Annotated in this window: 17 protein-coding genes, 1 pseudogene and 1 other annotated feature; all 18 genes and pseudogenes read right to left on the reverse strand. The window is 63.1% G+C overall.

Annotated features, from left to right (window positions below; all coding sequences use genetic code 11):
• Positions 1 to 4: 4 nt before the first annotated feature.
• On the reverse strand, positions 5 to 1324 hold the full coding sequence (locus V6R86_RS06975; protein WP_338503178.1) for an MFS transporter: 1320 nt from the start codon (positions 1322 to 1324) through the stop codon (positions 5 to 7).
• A gap of 46 nt (positions 1325 to 1370) precedes the next feature.
• Positions 1371 to 1988: a transmembrane anchor protein gene (locus V6R86_RS06980; protein ID WP_338503180.1), complete on the reverse strand. Its 618-nt coding sequence runs from the start codon at positions 1986 to 1988 to the stop codon at positions 1371 to 1373.
• An 18-nt stretch (positions 1989 to 2006) separates the two neighbouring features.
• On the reverse strand, positions 2007 to 2726 hold the full coding sequence (locus tag V6R86_RS06985) for a HupE/UreJ family protein (protein ID WP_338503182.1): 720 nt from the start codon (positions 2724 to 2726) through the stop codon (positions 2007 to 2009).
• 44 nt (positions 2727 to 2770) lie between these two features.
• Positions 2771 to 5938, reverse strand: a complete 3168-nt coding sequence (locus V6R86_RS06990) for a CusA/CzcA family heavy metal efflux RND transporter (RefSeq protein ID WP_338503184.1) — start codon at positions 5936 to 5938, stop codon at positions 2771 to 2773.
• Between the two features lie 13 nt (positions 5939 to 5951).
• A complete protein-coding gene (locus V6R86_RS06995; RefSeq protein WP_338503186.1) occupies positions 5952 to 7199 on the reverse strand; it encodes an efflux RND transporter periplasmic adaptor subunit in 1248 nt (415 codons plus the stop codon).
• Complete coding sequence (locus tag V6R86_RS07000) at positions 7196 to 8494, reverse strand: TolC family protein (protein WP_338503189.1); 1299 nt, start codon at positions 8492 to 8494, stop codon at positions 7196 to 7198. Before V6R86_RS07000 ends, V6R86_RS06995 begins: the two co-directional genes overlap by 4 nt.
• 55 nt (positions 8495 to 8549) lie before the next feature.
• Positions 8550 to 8954 (reverse strand): hypothetical protein, encoded by a 405-nt coding sequence (locus V6R86_RS07005; RefSeq protein ID WP_338503192.1) that lies wholly within the window; start codon positions 8952 to 8954, stop codon positions 8550 to 8552.
• Between the two features lie 554 nt (positions 8955 to 9508).
• Positions 9509 to 11005, reverse strand: coding sequence for a SulP family inorganic anion transporter (locus tag V6R86_RS07010; protein WP_338503194.1), 1497 nt, complete (start codon positions 11003 to 11005; stop codon positions 9509 to 9511).
• 58 nt (positions 11006 to 11063) lie between these two features.
• Positions 11064 to 11119 (reverse strand) — a sequence feature (sul1 is cis-regulatory element that is thought to sense ions involved in sulfur or methionine metabolism; They are found in Alphaproteobacteria).
• Between the two features lie 73 nt (positions 11120 to 11192).
• Positions 11193 to 11396: pseudogene (locus V6R86_RS07015) on the reverse strand (arsenical-resistance protein); the annotation flags it as partial.
• Positions 11397 to 11405: 9 nt separating this feature from the next.
• Positions 11406 to 12146 (reverse strand): PepSY domain-containing protein, encoded by a 741-nt coding sequence (locus V6R86_RS07020; RefSeq protein ID WP_338503196.1) that lies wholly within the window; start codon positions 12144 to 12146, stop codon positions 11406 to 11408.
• Positions 12143 to 12835, reverse strand: coding sequence for a PepSY domain-containing protein (locus V6R86_RS07025; protein ID WP_338503197.1), 693 nt, complete (start codon positions 12833 to 12835; stop codon positions 12143 to 12145). Before V6R86_RS07025 ends, V6R86_RS07020 begins: the two co-directional genes overlap by 4 nt.
• Positions 12836 to 12972: 137 nt before the next feature.
• Positions 12973 to 13833 carry a DUF305 domain-containing protein gene (locus V6R86_RS07030; RefSeq protein WP_338503199.1) on the reverse strand — a complete coding sequence of 287 codons (861 nt, stop codon included), beginning with the start codon at positions 13831 to 13833 and terminating at the stop codon, positions 12973 to 12975.
• Positions 13834 to 13884: 51 nt separating this feature from the next.
• Entirely contained in the window at positions 13885 to 14160 is a 276-nt protein-coding gene (locus tag V6R86_RS07035) for a DUF411 domain-containing protein (RefSeq protein ID WP_338503200.1), read from the reverse strand.
• Between the two features lie 291 nt (positions 14161 to 14451).
• Positions 14452 to 14913, reverse strand: a complete 462-nt coding sequence (locus V6R86_RS07040; protein WP_425335981.1) for a DUF305 domain-containing protein — start codon at positions 14911 to 14913, stop codon at positions 14452 to 14454.
• Positions 14914 to 14965: 52 nt separating this feature from the next.
• Positions 14966 to 15685 carry a DUF2231 domain-containing protein gene (locus V6R86_RS07045; RefSeq protein WP_338503203.1) on the reverse strand — a complete coding sequence of 240 codons (720 nt, stop codon included), beginning with the start codon at positions 15683 to 15685 and terminating at the stop codon, positions 14966 to 14968.
• Positions 15634 to 16128: a nuclear transport factor 2 family protein gene (locus tag V6R86_RS07050; RefSeq protein WP_338503204.1), complete on the reverse strand. Its 495-nt coding sequence runs from the start codon at positions 16126 to 16128 to the stop codon at positions 15634 to 15636. The genes V6R86_RS07045 and V6R86_RS07050 overlap by 52 nt, the downstream gene beginning before the upstream one ends.
• A 19-nt stretch (positions 16129 to 16147) precedes the next feature.
• Complete coding sequence (locus tag V6R86_RS07055) at positions 16148 to 17011, reverse strand: copper resistance protein B (RefSeq protein WP_338503206.1); 864 nt, start codon at positions 17009 to 17011, stop codon at positions 16148 to 16150.
• 503 nt (positions 17012 to 17514) lie between these two features.
• Positions 17515 to 19614: a copper resistance system multicopper oxidase gene (locus V6R86_RS07060; protein WP_338503208.1), complete on the reverse strand. Its 2100-nt coding sequence runs from the start codon at positions 19612 to 19614 to the stop codon at positions 17515 to 17517.
• Positions 19615 to 19662: the final 48 nt, after the last annotated feature.

Consider the following 19662-nt stretch of genomic DNA (forward strand, 5'->3'; position numbering starts at 1 on the left):
AGTGTCAGCCGGTGGTCGGCCAACGCCGGTGCTGGTCGTCAATCACAAAAGCGTGGCGATGCATGCCGTGGCCGGCTTCGGCATGCTCGCGAAGATGGGGGTCGTCCGGAGCCATCTCGGGATGGTCATGCTCGATCTCTGCCGGATCCTGGGCGGGCCAGACCACGAAGGCGACGATCACACCAAGCGCGGCGATGGTAGCAAGCACCAACGCTGTCGCCGACAAACCGATGGTCGCGCCAAGCCAGCCCGCCAGCGGGTAGCAGAGCAGCCAGCAGGCGTGCGAAGCTGCGAAATGCGCTGCGAAGAGGGTCGGCCGGTCCTGGTCATTGGACGAGCGGCGAAGCAGGCGGCCTGACGGTGTCTGCGCCGAGGCGTAGGCAATCCCCGTCAGCACCCAAAGCGCAAGGATGGAGAGATAGCCGGGACGCAGCGCCGCAAGAACCAGCGCGAGCGGAAGGACTGCGGCGGCGGCCAGCATAACCGGCCGATCGCGCACCTTGTCTAGAATGCGCGGTAGAAGCACGGCCGCTATCATCGAGCCGGCCCCGAAGGCAGCAAGCGCCCACGCCGTCTGCCGCTGGCTCAGCCCAAGTTCCGCCTGTACCAGCACCACGGTGTTGACGATGACCATCGATCCGGCCGCAGACACTGCCAGCGAGATGGCCAGCAGTCCGCGCAGGCGGGGGGTGGCGAGATAGGAGCGAAGTCCGCGGAACGTTCGCTCGAAGAAGCTCCGCCTAGCGCCTCGGGCGGGGCGGGGCAGCAACACCGAGACCACCAGCAGCGCCGATGCGATGAACCCCACGACCGTTCCGAAGAACAAGGCATGATAGGAAACGACCAGCAGCAGCAACGCCGCCAGGGTCGGGCTCAACAGATTTTCCAGGTCATAGGCCAGTCGCGACAGCGACAGGGCGCGGGTGTAATCACGCTCCTCAGGCAGAACGTCGGGAATGGTGGCCTGGAAGGTCGGGGTAAACGCCGCCGAGGCCGACTGAAGGACGAAGATCAGCAGGTAGATCTGCCAGGCTTCCGAGACGAACGGCAGCGCCAGCGCCACACCGGCCCGGACGAGGTCGAGCGTAACCAGCATAGCGCGACGCGGAAGGACCTCAGCAAACGCCCCGGCAATCGGAGCGATCACAACGTAAGCTACCATCTTGATGGCGAGCGCCGTCCCAAGCACGGCGCCTGCGTGCTTGCCGGCGATCTCGAAGGCGAGCAGCCCGAGCGCGACCGTCGCCAGCCCTGTCCCGATGAGGGCAATTACCTGGGCCAGAAAGAGGTGGCGGTAGGTGCGGTTGGCAAGAACAGACAGCATCTTCGTCTCAACTGCTCCTGATCCGGTTCGTTGCTCTTGCGTCGTCTCAGACCAGTCGTCGGACCTCTGAATACTGCCCCCCGGTTCTGAGGGTCACGGTGACCGGCTGATCCGACCGGTTGCGCCAGAACCAACCGTGCTTGCCATCGAAGGCTGCGACAAGCTCACCCTGCTCGCCGGCGGACTGCTTGCCCTTGCCATAGCCGTGATAAAAGCCCTTCGGCGCGCTGATAGGATCGCCGTGCGTGTCGTAGTTGACCCGGCCGCCGGCCACCTCCCACGCGAAGCGGACGCGGGCGCCTTTACCTGCCGAGACCTTGACCTCGGCGCCCTCGCCAGGCGCGAGCGTCAGCTTCGTCACGTCGTTTCGGCTGGCCGAAGCGACAGGCGTGGTCGCCGGCAGCGCAGGTGCTCCAAGCGTCGTGACCGTGCGCGGACGAAGCGCAGCGTCAGCTTCGACTTCCTCTGCCAGCTGCGCTTTGAGCTCTCCCATCTGGGTGAAACCGAGTGTCCGCCCGACGCCGGTCGGGTCGATTGCATATTCGGCCGGCAGAACCATCGCGACCAGAATCGCAGCAGCGGCAGTGAGCGACAATACCGTCGCTTTCGCCAGCTGATTAGCCGTCGGGAGATCGTCGAGCGAGGGTCGCTGAGAATTGAACATCGAGATGGCTCCTGGAGATCAGGCGGAAAGGAAGCCGGTCAGCTGGTAGCCGACCAGCACGAAGCCGGCGGTCATGAGGATGACGTTGGCGGTGAAGGCGTGACGGATGAAGCCCGGCGTGCGGCGCCAGAAGCCCATGATGATCAGGATCGCGGTAAGCGCCAGCAGCTGCCCGATCTCCACCCCGACGTTGAACGCCAGCAGATTGGGGATGAGCCCGTCCTTGCTGATGTCGAACTCGATGATCTTGGTCGCCAGGCCGAAGCCGTGGAAGAAGCCGAACACGAGCGTTGCGACCTTGGTGTTTGGCTGGACGCCGAACCAACGCTGGAAGGCACCCAAGTTGTCGAGCGCCTTGTAGACCACCGACAGGCCGATGATGGCATCGATCACGTAGGCGTTGGCGCTAATGCCGGTGAGCACCCCGAACAGCAGGGTGGTCGAGTGGCCCACCGCGAAGAGGGTCACGTAGAGGCCGATGTCCTTCATCCGGTAGAGGAAGAAGATGACCCCGAACAGGAACAGCAGATGGTCGTAACCGGTGACCATATGCTTGGCGCCAAGGTAGATGAACGGCAGCAGGAGCACGCCGCTGCTTTCCTGAATGTAGCCCTTGTCACCCTCGGCCACATTGTGAGCCAACGCCTCACTGGCGAACAGCAGGGCAAGTGCGGCAAAGGTCAGTAGCAAGGTCCACCACCGCGCAGCAGCGGGCGAGCGGAATGCGGACGTCAGCATTTTAGTATCCTTGAATAAGGCGTTGGGCACCGGGCGAGCATGGGTCATGCGGACACCTTCGGTGCTTGTGCGGACCGCTGACGCCAACTCCAGTCGCGACCGTGGATGATCCGGTACAAGGCAGGCAGCACCACCAAGGTCAGCAGGGTCGAGGAGATGATCCCGCCGATCACCACGGTCGCGAGCGGCCGCTGCACCTCCGATCCAATGCCGACATTGAGCGCCATCGGGACGAAGCCGAGCGAGGCGACCAGTGCGGTCATTAGCACCGGACGGAGACGGGTCAGAGCGCCTTCGCGGATCGCCGGTTCAAGCTCGAGCCCTTCTTCGCGCAACTGCCGGATGAAGCTGAGCATCACCACCCCGTTCAACACGGCCACGCCGGACAGGGCGATGAAGCCCACACCTGCCGAAATGGAGAAGGGAATGCCGCGCAGCAACAGAGCCAGCACACCGCCGGTCAGCGCCAGCGGCACACCCGAGAAGACGATGGCCGAATCGCGGATCGATCCGAACAGCAGGTACAGTAGGGCAAAGATCAGCAGCAGGGTGAGAGGCACCACAATCTGGAGCCGGGCTGACGCCGATTGCAGCTGCTCGAACGTGCCGCCGTAATCGATCCAGTAGCCCGCTGGCAGGTCGGCTTGGAGCGCCACCTTCTCCTGCAATTCATCGATGAATGAGCCGAGATCGCGGCCGCGCACGTTGGTCGTGACGACCGCGCGCCTCTTGCCGTTTTCACGGCTGATCTGGTTCGGCCCGGTCGTCTCGCGAATGGTCGCGACTTCGGAGAGCGGCACGCTGCCGCGTATCCCGGCGCCTTCGCCCGGCAGGGGCACCGGGAGACGGTCGAGGATGGTACGGTCTTGTCGAATGTTCTCCGGCAGGCGCACCACAATGTCGAACCGTCGGTCACCTTCGAACAATTGCCCGGCATTGGCACCTGCCGTGGCAGCAGACACGACTTCCTGAACGTCCGAGACATTCAGCCCGAGCTGGCTGAGCCGCTGCCGGTCAGGAATGATCTCGACGAATGGCAGACCCGTGACCTGTTCGGCCTGGACGTCCTCGGCCCCATCGATGGTCGAGACCACCTTCACGACTCGCTCGGCGGCGGCGGCAAGCTCGTCAAGGTCATCGCCCACGATCTTGATGGCTACGTCCGATCGGACTCCTGCGATCAGCTCGTTGAAGCGCATCTGGATCGGCTGGATGAACTCGTAGCGGCTGCCCGGCACGTCGCGCTGGATGGCGGCATTCATCTCGGCGACGAGGGTTGCCTTGGGCTTGCGCGGGTCGGGCCATTGGTCGCGCGGCTTCATGATGACGAAGGTGTCGGCCACGCTGGGCGGCACGGCATCGGTCGCCACGTCCGCCGTGCCGATCTTCGCGAACACCTGTTCCACCTCGGGAAACTGCTTGATCCGGTTCTCCAGCGCCGACTGCATTTGAACGGCCTGGCTCAGGCTGGTGCCCGGAATGCGCAGCGCGTGAAGCGCAATGTCGCCCTCGTCGAGGTTGGGAATAAACTCCGAACCAAGCCGCGTCGCCGCCAGACCGGTCAGCGCCAGCAGGGCCATTGCACCGATTATTACGACTCGGCGCGAACGAAGCGCCCAGTCGATCAGCGGTGCATAGCGGGACTTGGCGGCCCGCATAACACGGCTTTCTTTCTCCTCCACTCGCCCGGTGACGAAGCTCGCGACAGCCGCCGGCACGAGGGTGAGCGACAGGACGGCGGCTGCAGTCAGTGCCAACACGACGGTGATCGCCATCGGATGGAAGGTCTTCCCCTCTACACCCGTCAAGGCGAAGATCGGCAGGTAGACGATGGTGATGATGGCAATGCCGAACAAACTTGGGCGCACCACCTCTGCCGACGCATTCGCCGCAAGGTCGAACCGTTCCTGGCGTTCCAGCAAGCGGCCAAGCCGATGCTGCGCTTCGCCGAAGCGTCTGAGGCAATTCTCGACGATGATCACCGCGCCATCGACGATGAGACCAAAGTCGAGCGCGCCGAGGCTCATCAAATTGCCAGATAGGTCCCAGGCCACCATTCCCGAGATGGTCATGAGGAAGGTCACCGGGATCACGGCAGCCGTGATCAACGCGGCGCGGAAATTGCCGAGCAGCGCGAACAGCACGACGATGACCAGAAGCGCGCCCTCGGCGAGGTTCTTCTCGACCGTCCCGATTGTCTTCTCGACCAGCTTGGAGCGATCATAGACGGTGACTGCCTGCACCCCCGGCGGCAGCGACTTGTTCACCTCTACGAGCCGCTCGGCAACCGCCACGCTGACATCGCGCGCATTCTCGCCGACCAGCATGAAGATGGTCCCGAGAACGACTTCGCGTCCGTCCTTGGTGGCGGCGCCCTGTCGGATCTCCGAACCGATCGATACGTCGGCAACATCGGCCACCCGGACCGGCGTGCCGGAACGATAGGCGACGATGATGCCAGCAAGGTCGCGCTCGTCCGTGGCGACGCCTGGCACACGGATTACATATTGTGCACCTGCCCGTTCGACATAGCCGGCGCCAACGTTGGCGTTGTTGCGCTCAAGAGCCTGGGTCAGGTCGCTGACGGTCAGCCCGAACGCGGACAGCCGGGCCGGGATAGGAGCGATCTGGTACTGTCGACGATAGCCACCAACCGAATTGACTTCGGTCACTCCCGGCACATTGCGAAGCTGCGGCCGCACGACCCAGTCGTGAAGCGTCCGGAGATCCTCTGCCGTATAGCGTTCGCCGCTCTCCTTCATGGCGTTGGGCTTCGCCTCGAGTGTGTACATGAAGATTTCGCCGAGCCCGGTGGCGATCGGCCCCATGCTGGGCTCGACATCCGGCGGCAGGCTGTCGCGTGCGCCCTGCAGCCGCTCGTTCACAAGCTGGCGCGCGAAGTAGATGTCGGTGCCGTCTGCGAACACGACTGTGACCTGGCTGAGGCCCGCGCGTGACACCGAGCGGGTGTATTGCAGCCCCGGCACGCCGGCCAGCGCGGTCTCTACCGGGAAGGTGATGCGCTGCTCGGCCTCGAGCGGCGAGAAGCCGGGCGCCGGCGTGTTCACCTGGACCTGGACGTTTGTGATATCTGGGACGGCGTCGATCTTCAGCCGCGAGAAGTTGTAGATCCCCAGCGCCGACAGCGCGAGGACGATGGCCAATATGGCCCAGCGCTGCCGGATGGACAGCCGGATTATGCGTTCAAGCATGTGCTGATTGCCCTTAATGGTCGTGGCTGGCGCCGGACTTTTCGAGATCGGCCTTGATCACGTAGCTGCCCTTGGTGACGTAGGGCTGGCCCGGCTTGATGCCGCCCAGAACCTCGGTCCACTCGGGCCCCTTGCGGCCGAGTTCGAGCATCCGCACTTCGTAGGTCTGCCCGACTTTGGCGAAAACCACTTCGAAGTCACGAAAGCCTTGGATCGCCTCGGTCCGGACCGCCAGCGGAACGCTGCGCTGCTCGACGGTGACCACGCCCTTGAGCGTCATGCCCGGCCGCCAGAAGTTGTCGCCATTGGGGAGGGAGGCACGGGCCTGCAGCGCGCCGGTGGTCGGATCGGCGACCGGCTGGAAATCGCGTATCCTGGAAGCATGAGTCCGGTTCCCTTCGAGCAGGCCGAGCTGCACCGGCTGGCCGGCGCGAACCTTCTCCATGTCGCGTTGGAACACCGGGAATACCGCCGTGGTGCGGCTGGGATCGGCAATGACGAACAAGGGTTCGCTGCCAGCGACGTCCCCGACGTTTGTCCGGCGCTCGACGATGACGCCGCTCATCGGCGCGGTCACCGAATAGACCTGCATGCTTTCGTTGCTCTCGACCCGAGCAAGCACGCGTCCGGCGCCGACCCGGTCGCCGACATTCCCGCTCACCGAGACGACGCGGCCGGGGAACTTGGCTCCGACTTCGGACCGAGCCGAGGGATCGAGCTCGACCCGACCGACCAGTTCCAGCGTCTCGCCGATCTGCGCGGACCCGACACTTGCGACCTCAATGCCAGCCGCACGGGCAGCCGGCTCGGCAATGGTCACCCGCCCTTCGTAGGACTGGTACTTCCATTGGTGCCGCCGTCCACCTTCGCTGGCCGCGACAGTGACGTCGAAACTATGCGGCTCGGTCACCACCCCGCTGCCGCGCAGGTAATCACCTTCTGGCCGGAAGCTGAAGCGGTTCACTTCGCCATCAAGGCGATTAAGAGTCGCGGTCAACTGCACTTGCCCCGGCGCCACAGGCTTGCCGTCACGATAGGCGTACATCCGGAACTCCGGCTCGACGCCATCCTCAAAGATGGTCACTTCGATCGCGAAATTGCCGTCGCGCAGCATGCGCCCATTGTGTGGGCCGCGCTCATATTCGGCAGCCGCAGGCGCTTCGCCCTCTTCAGCTTCGGCCTTGGCACCTTCGCTTGAGCAACCAGCAAGCGGCGAGGTCAGCAGGAACGCCGCCCCGATCAAATAGGGGGAGAACTTCATTGTGCTGCCTCCTGGGCAAGGGCGGTGAAGCGGCCTGTGAGGCGGTCCAGCTCGACTCTGGCTTCGTGATAGCGCCGCGCGGCATCGACCATCCGGGCGCGGGCATTGGTGAGGGTGGTTTGCGCGGCCGAGACATCGGCAAAGCTGAAGAAGCCTCGATTATAGCCGAACCGCACCTGCTCCAGCGTCGTGCGGGCATTGGGCACGACCTCGCTGCGGATGAGTTCGGCTTCGTCTCGGCTTTCCTCCACCTTCTCACGGGCAAGCGCGATAGCCCGCTCGCGATTGTAGCGCTCGACTGCGAGCTCCGCCGCAATCCGGCGGCCTTCGGCCTGCGCCTCGGCGACCCGCGCCTCAACCAGCCGCTTGCCACCGAGCGGCATCGACACGCCCGCGACGAGACCAATCGACTTGGTGCTGATGATACGAGGGCCGCCAGAGATGGTCGGGTCGCGGGCGGCATTGGCCCGCTGCACGTCGGTCAGCGCCTCAGCCCTGGCGGCGCGCGCCTCATAGACGGCCAGATCGGCTGGAGAGGGCTCAGCGGCAATTGCAGCCGGAGCAAGATCGAGGAAATCGCGTTCGGACACGATCCGCTCGCCTTCGCTCCCACCCCAATAGGCGGCAAGCCGCTTTAAGGCAGCGTCGCGAGCGTGCACGGCCAGTCGTACTTCGACTTGCGCTTCGGCAACGCCGGTGCGCGCCCTGCTACCGGCGAATACGGGATCCTTGGCCGATGCCACCCGGCGCCCCACCTCACCGCTAAGCTCGCGAGCGACGCGCAGGCGTTCCTCCGCGATGCCGATGCGGGCTTGCGCGGCTTGAGCTTCGACGAAAATCTGCTGAACGGTGCGGATCAAATCAAGTCGTGCGACGATCGCCTCGGCCGTCACCAGGTCGAAGTCCCGTTGGACGGCCCGAACCCGCGCTTCGCGCTTGCCTCCGCGCTCGATGCGCTGGCTGTAGGTACCGGTGACCTGAAACTGGTCGTAGAGGTCGCCCATCGGCAATCCGAAATTCTCGACGCTTACGTCGACGCTGGGCTGCGGCTTAAGGCCGGCCGCCGCTTGCGCCGCCTGCAAGGCTTCGCGCCTGGCTGCCGCCACCGATGCTTGCGGCGACGCGTTCAGAGCGCGTCGGAGAGCCGTCTCGAGGGACAAGGGGGTGCTTGCCGGCCCGGCAGCAGGAGCAGCATCGACCTGTGCGGACGCGGGCACGGCAAGCAGGAAAGCAGCGGCCAGAAAGCCCGCCGAGACGACGCCGGACGACCGGCGGCGCAGGGAAGCAACAAACATGAACAGGACTCCGCCAAAAAGCCGACAGGCGCTAAGCGCCCAGACGTCAGTCAGGTTAGGCGGTAATCGGAGGTCGGATCGGCGGTATCCAGCTGAGGGTTGGAAGCGCTGGCGTGTCGGACGCCTTTAACTGCTCGCCAATCGGCAATGCATCGCGACTGTCCAATCCAGCCGGGAGGGTCAGATCAAGCACTGGGGCAGGTAAATGAGAGTGACCGGACTTGTCCGCCGTCTTCGGATCTGCCGCATCGTCAGCTTGATCGGACGCCAGATCAACGTCTTCGTGATGGTGGTGCTCGCCATCGATCACTGGCATTGCCGCATGCACCACCTGATGCGACGATTTCGCAACAGACGGCGCAGCCAGAACGGTGGCGCAGCAGAACAGTAGCACGAAGCCAAGAGCTTGACGTAATATCGTCACATGGCGGTCGATAGCGCCTTCAGCTTGGCGGCGCAACAGGCTGCAACGCCTCTTTAATGGGCATGTACGCCTACAGGTGCGGGCGCAGCGCACCGTTGCAGCTGTGCTGGGCGCCAAACCGAAAGCCCGATCCGCATTAACAAGGAGATCCCCCCAGTCCTCACCCGAAAGCAGCCAGTTTGCTTACCACCACAACAAGACTCGAGACCCGTCCACCTACACTTGAAGTCTTCGTGAAGTCGACCCAGCATTCGCGTCCGCGCGAAATGTTCAAATAATAGCAATGAGGAACGTGCGACCTGCATCTTCGTAATTAGTGCATGTCTTCGTCACGAAGGGTGCCGGGCTTTTCCACCTTCTTTGGGTCGCTCCGGCACTTGCATCATGCAATCACCAATCGGACGCACCCGATCAGCTGCCGAGCTTGGACGCCAGCGGTAGCTCATCAATTCCGATGTCGTCCTTACGGGGCACACTTGAGCGCCGTGTTGAATGCATTGGCCTGGCCCAAGGCGGACAGTTCCAACCGCTGCTTTGGCGCCAAGCCATGAAGATAAAAAGTGCCGGCGGCAAGGAAGTGGGTGAACGGTTCAGTGTGGCACCGCCCCAATTCCAAAGCCCGTCTTGTCGTGCAGCGCGAACTTGTCGACGATGTCAGCGCTTGCCTGGTTGTAGCCCGCCATTTCAACGGTGCGACCCTCCCGGCGGAGGCGCGCCACGATCTTGTCGAGGGCGCCAACGGCCGAGATGTCCCAGAAGTGCGCGGCGGTCATGTCGATGAGGACGGTGCCGGCGCTTTCCTCGGCCTGGAAGGCCCGAACAAAGCGCTCTACCGAAGCGAAGAAGATTTGCCCTGACACCCGGTAGGTGGCGGTGGCGCCGTCGGACGAGACCGTGCGCTCGACCGCGAACATGCGTTGCACCTTGCCTGCGAAAAAGATGCCCGACAGCAGCACGCCGACGAGAACACCCATCGACAGATCGTGCGTGGCGACCACAACCACCACTGTCGTCAGCATCACCACTGACGAGGGCCAAGGGTGATGGCGAAGATTAGAAATCGAGTTCCAGCTGAAGGTGCCGATCGACACCATAATCATCACGGCGACGAGCGCCGGCATCGGAATTTGGCCGACGAACGGTCCAAGCACGGCAAGCAGGAAAAGGAGAAACGCACCGGCAGTAAAGGTCGACAGGCGTCCGCGCCCGCCGGATGTGACGTTAATTACCGACTGACCGATCATAGCGCAGCCGCCCATCCCGCCGACAAGCGCAGCAGCGATGTTGGATGTGCCCTGACCAGCGCACTCGCGCCGCTTGTCGCTGTCGGTATGGGTCATGTCATCGACGATCTTCGCCGTCAGCAAGGATTCCAGCAACCCCACCGCCGCCATCGCCAGCGAGTAGGGCAGGATGGTCTGCAGGGTCTCTAGGGTCAGCGGTACGTCGGGAAGGACAAAGCTCGGCAGCCCCTCGGGCAATCGGCCCATGTCGCCCACGCTGTTGACCGGCGCCCCGATCCAGATGGAGATCACCGACAGGACGAGGATGGCGACCAGCGGCGACGGCACAGCTTTAGTGAGGCGCGGCAAAAGGTAGATGATCGCCAGACCGGCCGCGACCATTGCGTAGGCCTGCCACGTCACATTGGTCAGCTGTGGCAGCTGGGCCATGAAAATCAGGATTGCCAGTGCGTTCACGAAGCCGGTGATCACCGAGCGAGAGACAAATTGCATGAGGAGATCGAGCCGGGCGAGGCCGGCGACGATCTGGATCAGTCCCATCAGAATGGTGGCGGCAAACAGATACGCGACACCATGATCGCGAACGAGCGGGATCACGAGAACGGCGACGGCTGCCGTCGCGGCCGAGATCATGCCCGGGCGGCCACCGGTAAACGCCACGACCATGGCGATGGCCACGGAGGCATAAAGGCCGACGCGCGGATCGACACCCGCGATGATCGAGAAGCCAATCGCTTCAGGAATCAGGGCAAGCGCGACGACGATCCCGGCAAGCAGTTCATGCCGGGGAGAGCCATTGTCGCCCAGCCATTGCTGGCGGAGGCGAGCGGAAAATTTGGTCATTTGGTATCCACATCAGAACGCACGGCGCTTTGAGGCGCTTGGCTGGCTTCATGCGTGATGTTGTCCGGCGGATTGGCGGCCGGAATAGCCACCCGGACTTGCACCGGGTCCATGCGAATGGCGACCCAATAGTGCCCTGCTCACCGAAAAGCCAGCGGACTTCAGACTGCGGTTTCTGTACACAGTCGCGTGTGCGCTTCGCGATCGCAAGCAGAGAAGGCATGACCGGCACCTCGACCAGTACCCTGATCACCGTCGCAAGCGCGGCGCCGGATTGAAGACGAAATTGGCTGATCGCGGGCGCCCCGGGCAGCTCGAAGAAGTTGCTGACCCCGATCAGCGCCGCCGGCGCAGCGACGCACCATGCGAATCCGAACCGATTACTCAGCCAATTTAATACCTAGGGTCGAGCTCGCTCGGAGCGTATGCGCTGAGCAGACGCCGCCCATCTGAGATCATGGCGCCACATTGTGCGGAACAGCAGCCAAAAACCTGTCACCGCCAACCACGCCATAGCGATACCGACGCTGATGATCAGCGGGTGGTTAAAGCTGCTGCGGTCAGCGTAATCCATGTTGTGGAGCATCCAGAAGAAGTCCCACCAGCGCCAAGTGTCGTTGCGGCGCTCGAGGACGGCGCCCGTAGTCCCGGACACATAGTAGCTGCTGAGCCGATCGTCGCGAAAGTCGACTTGCCAGATAGGTAGTTCGTGTTCCCGAACCGCTAGCGTCAACTCGGTCAGCAGCGCTACCCGCGTAACAGCTGCACGCTGCGGATGTGCTGACGCAGCGACAAGCCGAGCTTCGCGGTCGCCGATCTGCACGGGCAAGCCTGTAGCAGCGTTGAACAAGCGCGCCTGGCCGTTGGCGTTGGTCACGAGCAAGTTCTGCCCCCAAGGTGAAGGCTGGAGCGAGACTTCCGCCACGGCCTCGCCAGCAAGCGCTTGCTGTACGCGCGGCCACGCGACTGGCGTGGCTCGCAGCGATGGCGTGCTCTGCTCGGCTCGGTCACCGCCGGCGACCTCCTCCATGTCGAGCAGGGCCATCGCTGTGCCACTGATCGCCCACAGCAGGAACTGGATGCCGATGAACAGGCCAACCCATTTGTGGATACGACGGAGCCAGATCGATTTGATGATCATACCCGCGCCGCTGCCTTCTTCTTTTTCTTTGGGAAGGAATAGAGCAGTAGCCAAGCGCCGGAGAGGGCGAGCAGGAGAGCGCTCCACGTGAAGATCCGTAGCACCGGGTTGTTGACGTTCTCCCGCTCAGCATAGTCCATGATGTGCAGCATCCAAACGAAGTCGAAGACACGCCAGAGCTCATGGCGGCGCGACACCAGCTCGCCGGTGGTTGGAGACAGGTAGAGTGTCGGCTTGTTCCAGTGCTCGAACTCTACACGCCACAGCGGCGGCTTACGGCCACGTATCTCTCCCGGGATATCGGTGATCAGCCTCGCAGAGGCGATCGGCTCGGCGCCCGTGTAATATGAGCGGGCGAGCGCCCGGATCTGCTTCTCCATGGGACGGGCAACAGCCTCACCACCTTTAGCGTCTACAACCCTCTCGCCTGCTTTGCCGGTCAGGACGTAGACCGGTCGGTGACCCATCCAGGCCAACCTGATATTCTCGGCACCGGAGGACGAAGCGAGGGCGATTGGGTCCCTCAGCGTACCCGCATCGACGCCCGGTGGTTGCTGATGGCGCACAAATTGGTCGCCGTGGATTGTGTCGATGTGAACGACCGTCATGTAGACGCCGCTCAGTGACCAGATGACCACTTGCAGGCCGACGAAGAGGCCAAGCCACTTGTGTGTTTTACGGGCGATCACGTGGCTTCGCATCAGGTGATTGTCGCTCTCCAATGGATGTCGGTAACGGGCCGACAGTTCCCGGCCGGCCCGATTTCGTGACGATATCGGAGGTGACGGAGCCCGCTACAGTCGAGCTCCATCACCTCCTCGTCAGATCAGCAGTGCCCTGCTGCGCGATGCTCTGGAAGGCAAGTCGATGCCGCAGGGGCAGGTTCGGCCTTCGCCGTCGCCGTGGTGCTCGCCTTCGGCTCGGACGTGCGGGCAGCTGGCGTGGCTTTCGGCTGAGCCTTCGGAGCAGCCTTGGCCGTATCCGCCGGTGCGGGTTCAGCCTTGGCCTGCGCAGCAGTCTTCACTCCCGATTGCTGCATGGCGCTCTGCATCGGTTCGCCACGGAGCATCGCTTCGGTCATGTCGATCTCCTTCTGCTGATCCGCGCGAGTCTTCTGGATCTGAGTGCGAAGAGTGCCGGTCACGCCATTCGCCAGCGCGACGTCCGACATGGCGACGGCACCCTTATGGTGCTCCAGCATCTTGCGCAGAAAGGTCTCGGAGACGTCGGCGCCCGACGCCGCCATCATCTTCTGATGCATGTCCATCATTGCGGGACGGTAAAGCTCAGCGCTGCGCTGGTCAGGCGCGCCGTTCTGCACCAGCTTTTGAAGGTCCTCGATTTCCTTGCCCTGTTTGGTGATCGTTTCCTGGGCCATCTTCGCCGCGTCCGTGCTGGGGTTCTGATCCAACACGATGCGGGACATGTCGATCGCTCCCTGGTGGTGCACGATCATCTTCTTGAGCCAATTCTGGCCTACGTCACTGCCGACGGCCGCCATCATCTGCTCGTCCATGCGCATCTCGGCCTCCCCGAACGGTCCGCTCATCTGCATGGAATTGCCTTCAGCCATACTGGCTTCCATCGGCGCGTCGTTGCCGGCGACCTGATTATCAGCCTGTGATCCGCAAGCGGCCAGCGCTGCGGTAGCCATCAGCAGAGCCGTAAATCTCGTTACTTTGTTCATGTTCGTTCTCCTAAAGAGCCGCCCCGCTCAAGTTGGGTAAGTCTCGGTCGATCAGCTTCTCACCGACCGGTAGACGCGAGTTCGACCGTCCGCGCCGAAGGCGACCACTTCGAATGGTTCCTTCGTGCCGTCCGGACTTTCCATACCTGGTGATCCGGTTGGCATCCCGGCCACGGCGATCCCCTTGATGTTCGTTGGGCGTTCGCGAAGCAGCCTCTCGACGTCCTGCACCGGCACGTGACCTTCGATGACGTAACCACCGACGAGGCTGGTGTGGCAGGAGGACAAATCCGTCGGAACGCCATGGTGTTGCTTGACCGAGGTCATGTCCGGCCGATCGGTGATCCGTACGTCGTAGCCAGCCTGTCGCGCCCTTTCGGCCCAAAGCGAACAGCAGCCGCAGGTCGGGTCTCGAAAACCGTGATGACTTCGGCCTTAGTGGGTGCAGTCGCTTGCGACTGAGCGGCTAGCGGCTCGCCCGTTGCCACCTCATTGCGGGCGGCCTCGCGGCCACCGCAGCCAGCTAGCAAGGCCGTCATCAATGCGCTTGAAGCGGCAACCCTCCATGCCCTAATCACTCGAAGCTTCCTTCGCATCACCGGAACTCCACTAAGCGGGTCACATCCGCGCCATGATCTGCTTCATCTCGTCGATCTCGCGCTGCTGAGCGGGAATGATCTCCGCGCAAAGGCGCTTGATCTCTGCGTCCCTGATGGTGGACTCACGACACATCAGGATGGCACCAGAGTGATGCGGGATCATCGAGCGCAGGAACTGCTTGTCGCCCACCAGCCACTGTTGTCGCGTCGCTAAAAAGGACAGCATGAAGACAGCGACGAAGATGGCATGCAGCGCCATGTTCAGGCGTTTGTTCTTGTACATGCCGCTCATCATCAGGAGCATGAGCGAGCCCATCGGAGCCCACATCATCAACGCCATGTAGAAGAAGTTCACGTTCTGGATGAACTCGCCGAGCGAGTTGATCATCGCGAACATGACAAAATACATGATGGCAAGGCTGATCGTGAGGTTCAGCGCCAGCATCTTGTAATGGCTTCGCATCATGGCCGCGTCGTCCATCTTATTGCCGCTAGTCTGATGATGCTCATGTCCCTGTTGCATGCCTCTCTCCTCAGAACATCAGATGTTCGATGCCGTGCGTTATTCCCGCGCCAAGGAAGCCTTGGACCGCGATTGCGATCGTCATGACCGTGAGCGCCAGGATCATTCCAGCGCCACGGTCTTCCCAAGGCCTGCGCCAGGCCCAGACGCCGAGAGCCGCGCCGCCAATGCCAACGGCCACGCCGAGCCAGCGATGATAGGTCAGGATGGGGTCTGGATCGGACCCCATGCCGGCCAGCCAACCTGCGGCAGCAGCGAAGGGAGCGAAAATGCCTCCCGCGACTACCAGGAACTGAACTGGCGCCGAGAAGGCTGGTTTGCGGCGGCCAACGACGGCCGTGAACAGAGCCGCCGGGAAGAAGGCTATGGGGAAGTGGACGATTAGCGGGTGAAAGCGTCCCATCCACTCGTAGAGACGTTGGAAGAATGGCATGTTGGAGCGGTCGTTCTCCATGTCCATGCCCTCCATCATGCCGTGTGAGGGCGCCTGATCGACAACCGGAACCGCTTGCACGGCGCCAGTCTCTCCGGGCGTTTGCATCTGCTGCGCTGCCTGAGCCTTTCCGTGCTTTTCACCTTTGTGGGCGAGGGCCGGTGGTGCCAACAGAATTGCCACTAGGATCACAAGGGCTGCAGCCCAGCCGCGAAGCGCCACGAAGGGGCCGCCGACCTTCTTCCTCATAATCCCCTCGGTTTGCGAGCGGAATTGTGCATGGACAAGATCTTCCATTGCCGACCAATCTTCTTCAGCACACTGGTCGCTACGCCGCGCCGTTCTGCCGTCTCACCGCTCTTCGTCTCGATGCGATAGTTGTAGGTCTCCGTTGCTAGGGCAACGGGTCCCTCAAAGCGTACATCGACCTTGTAATCGGAGAAGCCGAAGCGCTTAAACTCCTTGAGCTCCGGCCCGAGGTGGTGCGTCAGGTAGTTCGCGTAGGTGCCTTCGGATCCGCCCGTCTCGAATATGGCGGAGTCAGGCGCGAACAGTTGCTGCGTGGCCGTGGCATCAAGCTTCTCGATAGCTGCCTTGTAGCGCGATAGAATCTGCTTGACGGCAACTTCTTCTGAGGCGGCCCGTGCGGCCGTAGCTTGGCGATTGTTGGTCTGAGCAGCCATCGCCGCGTTCGACACAAGGACGGACCCTACGACGGCCAGTACACCGCGATATTTCATCTCGTTTCCCCTTGTTCGATCAGAACCACATCCGGATACCGGTCAGGATGCTCCAGCTACTGGCATCCTCACCGTCAGCCCGAAGAAAGCGGCGAGTGTCACCGAATGCGCGGCGATATTGAACGCCAAGGTAGGGTGAGAACTCGCGGCGGATGTCGTAACGAAGGCGCAGGCCAACCTCCCCGTCAGTCAGGCCTGCACCAGTCCTGAGCTCGGGCGTGTCTTGGGCTGCGAAGTTTAGCTCGGCGCGAGGCTGAAGGATCAAGCGCTGGGTGATGCGCTGGTCGTAATAACCCTCAAATTTGCCGAGCAGCTCGCCCTTGTTCGACAGGAACAAGGCCGCCTCGACGTCAAAGAAGCTCGGCGCGAGCCCCTCAACTCCGATCGTCACATAGGCCCGCGAAGGGTTGCGTCGGATATCGTAGCGCACGCCGCCCTGGAGGTTCCAATAAGGACCGATTGCATGGCTGTAGAGCGCCTGCGTCTCGACTTTCTCGAGAGCGCCGCCGAACTCCCCTTCACCTTCGCTCTTGAAGACGAAGCGTCCGATGTCACCGCCGTACCAGGCTTCACCGTCCCATTCGTAGGCCTGCCGACCCTTGCGCCACTGCACTTCTGCAATGTTCAGCAGCGCCTGAAAGAACCTTTGGCCTCCATGATGCTCGTCGAGATGGTGACGACCCATCGCCATCGCCTCAGCGCCGTAGATGGCGTCGCCGGCGTGGTCGGTCGGGACAGGAGGCGCAGGCGAGTCAGTTGCCGCCAGATTCGTTCCTGAAGCAGCCTGCGATGTCGGCTGCGGTGCTGCTGGGGTGCAATGACCCATGGCCGCATGCTCCGGCGGGCAGGCAGGTTGAGCAGGTGCAGCAGGCGGCGACAACACTGTCGGCGCTGGGGTGCAATGGCCCATAGCCGCATGCTCCGGCGGACACGCGGGTTGCGGAGGTGCGGCAGTCGGCGACTGCAACGGAGTCGCTGTGAGCTTGCAGTGCCCCATCGCTGCATGTTCAGGCAGGCAAGTCGCCTGGGCTGGCGTGGTGGGCCTGCTTTGCGGCTGCTGGGCAGACTGATCCTGGAGTGCTGATTGTACGGCACGAGGAAGCGTGCAGTGTCCCATTGCGGCATGCTCAGGCAGGCACGCGGCCGGCTGCGAGGTCGATGGCTGCAAACGCGGTGCTGGTGCAGCTTGGGGCTTGGCCGCAGCCGGCGGCGAAGCGGGCAGGGTGCAATGGCCCATGGCGGCGTGCTCAGGCAGGCAGGTTGTCTGCGGCTGTGCCGGTTGCGCCGAGTGCCCCGCGTGCTGAGCTGCCGCTGGCGAGGCAAGCGCCGCTGTTGCTGCCGTGGCGAATAGCGCGAGAGTGGAAAAGCGCGTCATCATGTTGCTCCTCAAGCCTTGCGGACGGTGACGACGCGCATCATCCCAGCGGTCATGTGGTAGAGATTGTGGCAGTGGAACGCCCAGTCGCCGATCGCATCGGCAGTGACGTCGAACGTCATCTTGCCGCCAGGCGGGACATTCACCGTGTGCTTACGGGGCGAATTGGCCCCGTGACCCGTCACCAGCTCGAAGAAGTGTCCGTGCAGGTGGATCGGGTGCGGCATCATGGTGTCATTGATCAGCGTGACCCGCACCCGCTCGTTGTGGCGGAACGGGATCGGCTCGGCTGGTTCGCTAAGCTTCACCCCGTCGAACGACCACATGTAGCGTTCCATGTTGCCGGTGAGGTGGATGTCGAGCTTGCGTGTGGGCGCCCGAACGTCCGGGTTGGGCGCCAGTGCAACAAGGTCGCGGTAAGTGAGCACGCGGTGGTCCATGCCTTCCAGACCCTGAGGCGGCTCGCTGGTCCGATCGGTGGGCATCGGCGAGATCGTTTGTACGCCGGGGTTCCTGTCGACCTGCGGCGCGTTGCTGAAGTCGCGCATGCTCATGGAACCGTGGTCCATGCCCTGCATGGCGCCACCCTGAGCTGACGATCCATGTCCCATCGCCGAATGATCCATGCCGGCCATCGAACCGGCCTGCGGCGTTGCAGCTGCCTGAGCTGAGCCGTGCCCCATTGCCGAGTGGTCCATTCCAGCCATCGAGCTCGCGGCGGCCGGAGCAGCAGCGCCGTGGCCCATTGCTGCGTGATCCATGCCGGCCATGGAGGCCTGCCCCATGCCAGCCATCGTGGCTGCAGCGATCGAACCGGCGACCGCCTTGATCGTCCCGTGGTCGGTCGGCTCCTTCCACCCGGTCAGCTTCCACAGGTTGCGCGACGCGTTCTGCTCAGCCGAGGGGTCGACCCCGCGACGAACCGCGACGTTCGGCATGTTCGGCCCATCCATGGCCATGCCGCCATGATCCATGCCGGACATGCCACTCATATCCATGCCCATATCCTTCATGGTGAGCAGCGGGCGTGGGCGGAGGGGAGGCACAGGTGCGAACATGCCCTCGCGAGGCGCAAGCGTCGCGCGACCCATACCAGACCGGTCAATCGCCTCGCTGACGAAGCTGTAGGCGCGATCCCCGGGGGTAACTACGACATCGAACGTTTCAGCCACGCCGATCTGGAACTCATCCACGGTGACCGGCTTAACATTCTGGCCGTCCGCCTGGACCACAGTCATCGGCAGGTCGGGAATACGAACATTGAAGTTCGTTTGAGCCGAGGCATTGATAATGCGAAGCCGCACGCGTTCGCCGGCACGAAACAGGCCCGTCCAATTGTCGTAAGGTCCGTGGCCATTGACCGTGAAGTTGTACGTCGACCCGGTCACATCGGCGATGTCAGCGGGGTCCATGCGCATCTTGGCCCACTCGCGCCGCTCCTTTGCAGGCATGTCGCGCCCGGCGAGCAAGCCCGACAGGGTCAGCCGCTGGTGGTTGAAGTAGCCACCGCCCATCTGCTTGAGCTTCTTGTATACGGTGGCACCGCTTAGCGGCGTGTGATCTGATAAGACCAGGACATGCTCGCGGTCGTAGGCGACCGGGTCCGGCCCAGCTGGATCGATCACGATCGGACCGTACAGCCCGTCTTCTTCTTGGTAGGCTGAGTGAGAGTGGTACCAGTAAGTCCCATACTGCGGGACCTCGAACTCGTAGGTAAAGGTTGAGCGCGGCATGATGCCGGGGAAGCTCACGCCCGGAACGCCATCCATCTCGAAGGGCACGAGCAGCCCGTGCCAGTGAATCGAACTCTCTTCATCGAGGGTGTTCTGGACCCTCAAGCGAACCCGCTGCCCTTCCTTGAGGCGGACGAGCGGAGCGGGCACCGTGCCGTTGACGCCAATGGCGCGGCTGACCTTGCCGTCCACTCTCACAGCGACCTGACCGATCGTTAGAGCGATGTCAGTGCCGCTGACGGTGGGTAGCGGCCGAGCGATCCCGCGAGACACGGTTTGTGCCCAGGCGGGCATGGCGGAGGCGAATCCGGCACCGGCACCGCCAAGGGCGGCGGCGCGCAGGAACTGGCGCCGCTCGAGAGCAAGCTTGTCGAACATCTGGGATCCTTGCGGAGTCATGGCACGAAAGGGCCGGCGGCGGCCCTA

It is taken from the genome of Sphingomonas kaistensis, assembly GCF_036884275.1.
Taxonomy (GTDB): domain Bacteria; phylum Pseudomonadota; class Alphaproteobacteria; order Sphingomonadales; family Sphingomonadaceae; genus Sphingomicrobium; species Sphingomicrobium kaistense_A.

Excerpts from the sequence above, each read along its gene's own strand:
- V6R86_RS07045 (WP_338503203.1), bottom strand. The coding sequence starts at position 15,685 with ATGGAAGATCTTGTCCATGCACAATTCCGCTCGCAAACCGAGGGGATT.
- V6R86_RS07035 (WP_338503200.1), bottom strand. The coding sequence starts at position 14,160 with ATGACCTCGGTCAAGCAACACCATGGCGTTCCGACGGATTTGTCCTCC.
- V6R86_RS07030 (WP_338503199.1), bottom strand. The coding sequence starts at position 13,833 with ATGAACAAAGTAACGAGATTTACGGCTCTGCTGATGGCTACCGCAGCG.
- V6R86_RS06980 (WP_338503180.1), bottom strand. The coding sequence starts at position 1,988 with ATGTTCAATTCTCAGCGACCCTCGCTCGACGATCTCCCGACGGCTAAT.
- V6R86_RS07050 (WP_338503204.1), bottom strand. The coding sequence starts at position 16,128 with ATGAAATATCGCGGTGTACTGGCCGTCGTAGGGTCCGTCCTTGTGTCG.
- V6R86_RS07040 (WP_425335981.1), bottom strand. The coding sequence starts at position 14,913 with ATGGACGACGCGGCCATGATGCGAAGCCATTACAAGATGCTGGCGCTG.
- V6R86_RS07010 (WP_338503194.1), bottom strand. The coding sequence starts at position 11,005 with ATGACCAAATTTTCCGCTCGCCTCCGCCAGCAATGGCTGGGCGACAAT.
- V6R86_RS06995 (WP_338503186.1), bottom strand. The coding sequence starts at position 7,199 with ATGAAGTTCTCCCCCTATTTGATCGGGGCGGCGTTCCTGCTGACCTCG.
- V6R86_RS06985 (WP_338503182.1), bottom strand. The coding sequence starts at position 2,726 with ATGCTGACGTCCGCATTCCGCTCGCCCGCTGCTGCGCGGTGGTGGACC.
- V6R86_RS07020 (WP_338503196.1), bottom strand. The coding sequence starts at position 12,146 with ATGATCATCAAATCGATCTGGCTCCGTCGTATCCACAAATGGGTTGGC.
- V6R86_RS07000 (WP_338503189.1), bottom strand. The coding sequence starts at position 8,494 with ATGTTTGTTGCTTCCCTGCGCCGCCGGTCGTCCGGCGTCGTCTCGGCG.
- V6R86_RS06975 (WP_338503178.1), bottom strand. The coding sequence starts at position 1,324 with ATGCTGTCTGTTCTTGCCAACCGCACCTACCGCCACCTCTTTCTGGCC.
- V6R86_RS06990 (WP_338503184.1), bottom strand. The coding sequence starts at position 5,938 with ATGCTTGAACGCATAATCCGGCTGTCCATCCGGCAGCGCTGGGCCATA.
- V6R86_RS07060 (WP_338503208.1), bottom strand. The coding sequence starts at position 19,614 with ATGTTCGACAAGCTTGCTCTCGAGCGGCGCCAGTTCCTGCGCGCCGCC.